The following is a 7413-nucleotide window of genomic DNA, read 5'->3' as shown; positions in this document are numbered from 1 at the left end:
GACGGAGCCACCAGCGTGGCATGATCACACCAGCTGACCTCTGGACGTGAGGTCGTACGCACCTCTGCATGTCAGGTCGTACGCAGACACCGGGCAGTCAAGGACCTCACCCGCGATGACGACGTCGCGGTCCAAGTGACTGCCTCCCTGCTTTCCCGGCCCGAGACCGCGTCGAGCATGCCAGCCGCCGAGCGGGTCAGGGTGATGAAGGAACTCACCCGCGATGACGAGGTGGCCACCTCGGTCACCTCCGAGCTGCTGCAACGTCCCCGGGTCGCCCGGCAGACGATGCGCAACGACGATGTCCGATTCACTGTCAACCGGGCCCAGTTCGACAACTCCGAACAGGCCCGCGAGCAGATCCGCGAGCGCATGCCCGCGGTCCGCAAGATCGAGCACACGATGGAATACCTCGACCTGGTCGGCTCCGCGCATCAGTATGCCGCCACCCTGGGCCGGCTTGTTCCCCGCATGCGGGACCAAGAGTTCAGCGACGACGAGCGCGAGACGATCCGCCGTTCCATCGCGAAGGTCCGAGGCGCCGCCGACTGGCTGGAGGCCGCGCTCGAGACGGGCACCTTCACCCTGGACGAGCAGCTCGCCCAGCTCCTCAAGGGCGAGTGAACCGGTGGCCCGCTGCCCCCGCGGCGCAGGTCAGGTCCGGCCGCTGTCCGAGCACTACGGCGACCTGGTCCGCGTCGCGCTCATGGAAGCCAGACCCGCAGGCTTGCAGACCAAGCAGCTGGTTGCCGCCACACGCCTCTCCCCGTCCCAGGTCGCCCGCGGGGTCCGTCACCTGCGGGACGTCGGGGCATCCGAACACCTCACCCCGATCATCTGGCGCCGCAAGGACGGCTACCTCTTCTCCGAGGAACCCGCCGACTGGATCGAATACGAGAAGAAGCAGTTCCGCCTCGTCCTGGGCCGACTCACCCGGTTGATCACGGGGACGCTCGACACGCACCTGCAACGCCACCCCGACGACGAATGGGCCCAGCTCGCATCCGCTCAGCTCACCGGCGTCCGCGCCACTCTCGCCCAGCTCTCCAAATGACCCCGGACGTCTCCCCATGCCATCTTCGAGCCGCCGGCGCCGCTATCCGTCTGACACGTCTGTCGCGGAGTGGGCGCTGATCGAACCGCTGCTTCCCCTGCCGGCCTGTCAGACCCGAGCGGGCGGCCGGCCGGAGAAGTGGCACCGCCGCGACATCGTGGATGCGATCCGCTACCTGGTCGACAACGGGGTCAAGTGGCGGGCCCTGCCTGCGGACTATCCGCCCTTTCTGTGGAATCCGGCCTGTCAAGTGGCGCCGTAGATCCTCTTGGTCGATATGTGTTGGCCGACTGGGCCAAGGCCGGGAGACTCATGTGCTGTGAACATGGGGATCTCTGGTTTCGAGCCGTCCTTCCTGATCGGGGTCGAAGCGATTCGGCAGGCGCACGGATCACGCCTGGCGACGCTCGCCGGTAGGCGTCTGACGGGGTTCGCACTGGTGCGGTTCGTCGAGGACGGGGACTGGTTCGCCGACTGCCCGGTGGTGCTGGACTTCGACGGGGTCCAGGTGGAGGTCTGCCACTGGAAGCTCGACGAGCTCTCGATCGGCTGGAACATGATCGACACCGCGGCGACCATCACGGGCTGGGAATGGTTCGAGCTCACGCCCCGGTGGTCTCATAGCGACGAACGCCTCGAACCGTTCGTCGGCCACGAACTGCGGGAGGTCACCCTTCTCGAATGGCAGCCAGCCGACAGTGACCTGGCGGCAGGAACCGTGCGGCGGTGGAGTTCGCCTTCGCCAGCGGCTGCCTGCGGATCGTCAACGGCCTGGACGAGAACCGCATCGAGGTCGGTGCGGCCCACCCGGATTACGTCCGACACAGGCTGGGCCGCTGAGTACTACTGCTCGGTCGGTTTCCGGTTGATCTCGATGATCGGCAGCAGGGTGGCCTGAGCTGGGATGCCGATCTGCCGGGGAGTCGGTCCGGCTGGCGTGGGGATGTCGGTGAGTCGCTCCAGTAGCTGGTCGAGTGCGGCTTGTCCGTCGTCCACGGCGGCGCGTTCGTCGTCCGTCAGCGGGATGGCCGCGAGCATTTTCTGCAGGTTCTCCTTGGCCTCCAGGAGTTGGCCCTTGCTGGAGGCCTTCGGGGTGTAGAAGTCGCAGCGTGCGCAGGCCATGCGGTGCTGGCACTGCTCGAAGAAGGTGTAGGTGCACCAGCCGTGGCCGAGGTCGTAGTACTGCCAGGGGTCGCCGTTCGCGGCGGCGCCGGAGGCGACGGCGTCTCGGTCGACGAGGACTTCGACGGTGCGGACGTTGCGGGCGAAGTAGCCGGCGTCGTTGTAGGCCTTGGCCAGCGTGTTCGGGGTGATCTTCGCGTAGTGGGCGGTGGCTTCGGGAGTTCGGTGGCCGAGCCATTCCTGCAGCTCGAACAGGGTCATGGGCTCCTTGGCGTTGTAGAGCTGGCTGGCGATGGTGGAGCGGGCCCGGTGGCTTGTGATGTTGCCGCGGACGTCGGCGGTGGGAACGCCGGCCTTGCGGCAGAGCATCGGGATGACCGTCTCGTTGATGTAGTGCTTGGAGACCCGGCGGGCGCGGAAGGCGAACAGGAAGTCCGCGCGCTCGTTCGTCTTCGGGTCGAGGATGGCGGGCTGGTTGGGGCGGACCGCCTGCCAGGCCTCGATCGCCTGCCCCAGGAGCGGGTCGACGGGCTTGGTGAACGCGGTGCCGGTCTTGTGGGTGGGGACGTCGAGCAGGCAGACGGCGTCGCGGGCGAGGACCTCGCCGGAGTCGCCGGGGATGGGCATTCCGTCGTGCTGCCAGCGGATGCAGCCGAGCCGGAGCCGTGCGATTTCGTCGCTGCGTTGCCCGGCGAACAGCCAGGTCAGGGTGATGGCCCTGATCAGCTCGGCCGGGTAGGTGCGGCCGTCCGCTGTCGGCAGGTCGCCGGGCTCGACGTTCAGCCCGGCCCACAACAGCTTGGCCCAGATGTCGTCCGCGATCACGCGCGGGTCCGGACCCATGAGGGCCTGGACGCTGCGGGGTGTCCTCAGCGCGTGGGCCGGGTTGAAGCGTTGCGGGATCCACTCCCATTCGTGCAGGTCACGGAAGAAGGCGCGGGGAACCTTCAGGTAGCCGGACTTCGCCTGCGGGGTGAGCGGCTTGCCGATCCGGCCCTGCGACCGCATGCCTGCCGTCCACTGGGAGAAGTCCCCGACCCTCATGCGGTCGACCGCCGCGACCCAGGACGCGCAGGTCTGGCGGGTCCAGTGCTCCGGCGCGGGGACGTCGGGGTGCTCGGCGGCCAGCCAGCGTCCGATCTTCGCGAGGACGCTTCGGTAGCTGGCGCGGACCTTCGGCGTCAGCGTCGAGGTCGCGTGCCAGCGCTCGACCCAGTCCGCCCAACTGCCCGAGGCGCCCTCGATCGCCGTGGGCCCGGGGCCGTGCCGAGGACTTGGCGGCGGCTCGGCGTGCCCGAGGGCGGCCAGGGCCCGGTGGATCCCGTGGAGGTCGCTGGCCCATTGGTTCTCGTGCATGGCCGGCGTCGCGCGGATCGCCGCCAGGGCCGAACTGGTCAGCTCCTCTAGGCGGGGGCTGCGGTTCAGCAGCAGGATCTGGCAGACGGCGGAGGTGAGTCGGTCGGGGCCGCGCTGGTAGCCCCAGTCGCCGAGGATCGCGACTATCTTCCCGACGGCGTCGTCGACCGCGGCCTGGCCGAAGACCCGGCGGGCGAGGGTGGGCCGCTGGAAGCGTCCGACCTGTTCGAACGCTGTGAAGCCGCCGAGTAGGTAGGCGTAGGCGATCAGGAACGGGCGGGCATTGGGGCCGATCTGACCACCCCACAGACGCCGGAACTCGGCCCCGGAGCGGTTGATCAGGTCGGCCCAGTCCTCGTCCGACCAGCCCCAGAAGCTGCGGCCGAGTTCGCCGCAGCGGATCAGGACCAGGCCGGCCGCGTCCCGGGCGAATCTCCGCTGGTGGCTCGTGCCCGGCGTCCACTGGAGGCACTCCCGTGCGTGAGCCAGGGGCTCGACGAGCCGTCTCGGGGCCGGCGCCGACGTGAGGCCCAGGCGTCTGACCTGCTCGATCTCCAGGGTGCTGAGCACGTTCGCCTCAGTGCCCGTCACGAGGGCTCGCCGGTCGCAGCGGGCGAGGTCGAGCGGCCAGGTCCAGGCCGCGGCGTCACCGCTGTCCGCGGAAGCTGAAGGGATAGTCGCCGTCAACGGTTCACCTCGCCCGGGTGGTCGGCTCGGGAGAGCATGTCGATGCGCCAGGTGTGGATCTGCTGCATGCCGCGGTTCAGCTTTTCCGCGAGGTCCCGGCCCGACAGGTGGATGTAGGTCATGGTCGACTCGGAGTGGCGGTGTCCGGCGAAGGTCGCGATGGCGTGCAGTTCCCAGCCCATCCTGGCCAGGTCGGTCAGGCAGAGGTGGCGGGTGGTGTGCGTGGAGAAGCGCGGCAAGTCGGCGGCCAGAGCGACGCGGCGGATCACCTTCGACCAGGTCCACAAACTCAGCGGCTGCCCGTGATTGCGGCGCGACTCCGAGAGGAACAGCGGGCCGCGGGCCCGGCTGATCGTGGCCCGATGCGCGAGGTAGCCGGACAGCAGTACGCCGGTCGGAGCGGAGTAGGGAACCACGCGCTCCCGGCGAGTCTTTGTCGTCTCCGCCCTGATCCGAAGCGTCCGGTGGGCCGGATCGACATCGTCGGTCCGCAGCGAGCAAAGCTCCTCACGCCGGAGAGCGGCGTCGTAGGCCAGGGCGAGCATCACCCGGTTCCGTACCGGCTCCTGGCGCACGACGTCCAGCAGGTCGAGCCACTGCTGTTCACTGGGGATCCAGGGCAGCTTCACCAGCCGCGGCACCAGACCGCGCTCGTGGCTCCCGAACTTCCGGCCTGGCGTGTAGCGTCCACGGCCGACCGGGTTCGACTGCCGCAGCCCCTCCTCGATCAGGTAGTCGTAGAACAACCGCACCGGCACCAGCCGCTGCTGCAGTGTCGCGTTCGCCAGCCCCACACCGGAGTCCAACGCAACCACGTTCGCTCCCCGGCGGCTCCGCCGCGTAGACAAGTCCTTAACGAACGCGGCCACGTGCAGCCGACCCGCCGTCGCCGGGTCGACGTCATCCCGCTCGCAGATCAACAGGTACTCGGCCAGACCCCGTGCGTACGCATCGATCGTCCGCGGTGCCCTTCCCAGGTCCGTCCACACCCGCAGCCACTCGGCCGCCCGCTCATGCCGGCCCAGGACCGGCCACTTCTCCTCCAGCACCACCGCGCTGCCCAAGACGCCTCCTCAGCCCATGGGGACGCCGCAGGATACGAGATGGCTCCCGCGGCGCGTGATTCCACGTAACTGATAGGCAGACCGTCTACTACCACTTCGCCTCCTGGCACCGCCGCGGCGTCATCGCCTTCCTCCGTGATCAACTCCGTCGGCAGATCCGCATTGGCCAGGGACGATGCCCCTGGCCAGTGACGCTGATCGTCGACTCGCAGTCGGTCAAGGGCGCCTAGACCGTCTCCAAGGCCACCCGCGGCTTCGACGCCGGGAAGAAGATCAACGGCCGCAAGAGACACATCGCCGTCGACACCCTCGGGCTTCCGGTGATGATCACGGTGACACCCGCCGACACCACCGACCGGGACGCCGCCCGCGAACTCCTCTGGCGCCTGCGGGTCATGCAACCGCAGATCACACAGGTCTGGGCCGACTCCGCCTACGCCGGCCAGCTCATCAACTGGTCAGGCGCCTTCCTCAACATGACCCTGAGAACGGTCTCCCGCCCCCGCGGAGCGAAAGGCTTCGTCGTCCTGCCCAGGCGCTGGAAAGTCGAACGGACCCTGGGCTGGATCATGAAAGCCCGACGCAACGTCCGCGACTACGAACGCCTCCCGCAACGCTCGGAGGCACATCTGACCTGGGCCCTCATCACGCTCATGACCCGCAGACTCACCCGCAAGAGCCCCCACCCCGAGTGGGCTAAAAAACGCTGAAACCCGGCCTGGCCGCGCCAAAGGGGCCTGCCGATCACCCTCGCAGCTTAGATGGAAAACTCGTGGGCAGTGGGAGATACTGGGACGCGCCCCGGTGGTGCTGGTGACTCGTGGCCGATGCTGCCCGCCACCGGGGACGTCCTTCTCATGGCGTGAGGTGCTCGTCAAGGGCTTGTGTATTTTTCGGGACGGTCGGGCAGGACCGAGGCTCTGAGCCACCGCTTGAGGTAGAGCCTGACTGGCGACCGACAGTCAGCCAGAGCCCGCCATGCTCAACCCCAGAGAGCCCGCGCGGTCGACGCCTCTGGCGGCTCTCACCTGCCCCCCCGTCGTCTTGCTCCTCATGGTTCACTGAACGCTCCGCTTCGGAATCCCCCTCCCTATCTGGCTCGTATTTTGCGAAGCGGCCTATTCTTCTCGCACATAAGGCTTCCTTTCGACGCCGAGCTATTTGAAGGTAGCCCGTGTTTGGCAAGAGCTGCCAATCCTGCTGTTTTTAGTCCCCATGCCCCACATGCGTCTCCGCGCCAGCCCGCAATACGCCAATCGAGTGAACGCCGTGGCTCTGCGTGCGCGGGGCCGAAGCGGCATGCGCCTGCACCACCGCACCTACGCCCACGACCTGCTCGGCCCGCACCACGGCTCACCGAAACCCGGCCTGGTGTTGGGTGCCATTCAAGATGAGCAGGGAGTTGCCACTCAGGGTGAGCATGTGGGGCGATGAGAATGCCCTGCTGGACGCAGTCCGGCAGGGCATTTGATGCTCACGGTGTCACTGGGATGGTCGGGGTGCCGGTCGCGGTGGTGGTCATTCCTCGGTGACTTCGGCGACGGCGGCGCGGGCGGAGGTTTCGTCGACGATGGACTTGTTGTCGGCGTAGGCGGACAGCAGGGCCTGGACGGCGAGGTTGTTGACGGCGCGGGGGTAGCCGCGGGCGGTGTCGTGGATGAGGGTGATCGCGTCGTCGGAGAAGAGGGTGTCGGAGCGTCCGGCGAGGGCGAGGTGGTGGGCGAGGTAGCTGGTGGTCTCCTCGCCGGTCATGGGCGGCATGTTGTAGCGGATCGCGATGCGCTGGTCGAGGGCGGCGAGCATGCCGAGTTTGATGTTGCGGCGCAGGGTCGGCTGCCCGACCAGGAGGCAGGCCAGGGGGCTGGTGGAGTCCATGTCGTGGTTCGTGAGCATCCGCACGGCTTCCAGCTGTTCGTGATCGAGGAGGTGGGCCTCGTCGATGACCAGGACGGGAACGCGGCCGCGTTCGGCGTGTTCGGTGGCCAGTGCGTCCGCGGCCTGCGGGATGAGGGTGGAGCGGTGGGGTTTGGGGACGCCGCCGAGGCGGGTGACGATGGCCTGGTGGATGCCGGCGACCCCGACGGCCGGGTTGGGGAGGTAGATGACGGTGTGGCGGGGGTGGTCGAGGGC

Annotated in this window: 6 protein-coding genes and 2 pseudogenes; 5 read left to right on the top strand and 3 right to left on the bottom strand. The window is 68.2% G+C overall.

The annotated features are described in order from the left end of the window. Window positions 1-33: 33 nt before the first annotated feature. From ACFWI9_RS31940 to ACFWI9_RS31925, 4 genes and pseudogenes are all read left to right on the top strand, one after another. Window positions 34-624 carry a DUF6192 family protein gene (locus ACFWI9_RS31940; protein WP_387168089.1) on the top strand — a complete coding sequence of 197 codons (591 nt, stop codon included), beginning with the start codon at window positions 34-36 and terminating at the stop codon, window positions 622-624. A gap of 4 nt (window positions 625-628) precedes the next feature. After that, entirely contained in the window at window positions 629-1054 is a 426-nt protein-coding gene (locus ACFWI9_RS31935) for a hypothetical protein (RefSeq protein WP_387168086.1), read from the top strand. Window positions 1055-1070: 16 nt separating this feature from the next. Beyond that, window positions 1071-1283, top strand: a pseudogene (locus tag ACFWI9_RS31930) (transposase); the annotation flags it as partial. A 96-nt stretch (window positions 1284-1379) separates the two neighbouring features. After that, window positions 1380-1952 carry a hypothetical protein gene (locus ACFWI9_RS31925; protein WP_387168083.1) on the top strand — a complete coding sequence of 191 codons (573 nt, stop codon included), beginning with the start codon at window positions 1380-1382 and terminating at the stop codon, window positions 1950-1952. Here ACFWI9_RS31925 and ACFWI9_RS31920 read toward each other — a convergent pair. Both ACFWI9_RS31920 and ACFWI9_RS31915 read right to left on the bottom strand, forming a co-directional pair. Then, on the bottom strand, window positions 1898-4219 hold the full coding sequence (locus ACFWI9_RS31920) for a tyrosine-type recombinase/integrase (RefSeq protein WP_387168080.1): 2322 nt from the start codon (window positions 4217-4219) through the stop codon (window positions 1898-1900). The two genes, ACFWI9_RS31925 and ACFWI9_RS31920, sit on opposite strands and share 55 nt — an antisense overlap. Beyond that, complete coding sequence (locus ACFWI9_RS31915; protein WP_387168077.1) at window positions 4216-5283, bottom strand: tyrosine-type recombinase/integrase; 1068 nt, start codon at window positions 5281-5283, stop codon at window positions 4216-4218. Before ACFWI9_RS31915 ends, ACFWI9_RS31920 begins: the two co-directional genes overlap by 4 nt. A 254-nt stretch (window positions 5284-5537) precedes the next feature. Between ACFWI9_RS31915 and ACFWI9_RS31910 the strand changes: the two are divergent. Then, window positions 5538-5993 (top strand): annotated as a pseudogene (locus ACFWI9_RS31910) (transposase); the annotation flags it as partial. Between the two features lie 808 nt (window positions 5994-6801). Here ACFWI9_RS31910 and ACFWI9_RS31905 read toward each other — a convergent pair. After that, window positions 6802-7413, bottom strand: a 612-nt coding sequence (locus ACFWI9_RS31905; RefSeq protein WP_387168074.1) for an ExeA family protein, incomplete at its 5' end; no start/stop codon positions are given.

This window comes from Streptomyces sp. NPDC127084 (genome assembly GCF_042724175.1).
In the GTDB taxonomy this organism is placed as follows: domain Bacteria; phylum Actinomycetota; class Actinomycetes; order Streptomycetales; family Streptomycetaceae; genus Streptomyces.
This window is presented reverse-complemented; position numbering and strand designations above follow the sequence as displayed.

Excerpts from the sequence above, each read along its gene's own strand:
- ACFWI9_RS31925 (WP_387168083.1), top strand. The coding sequence starts at position 1,380 with ATGGGGATCTCTGGTTTCGAGCCGTCCTTCCTGATCGGGGTCGAAGCG.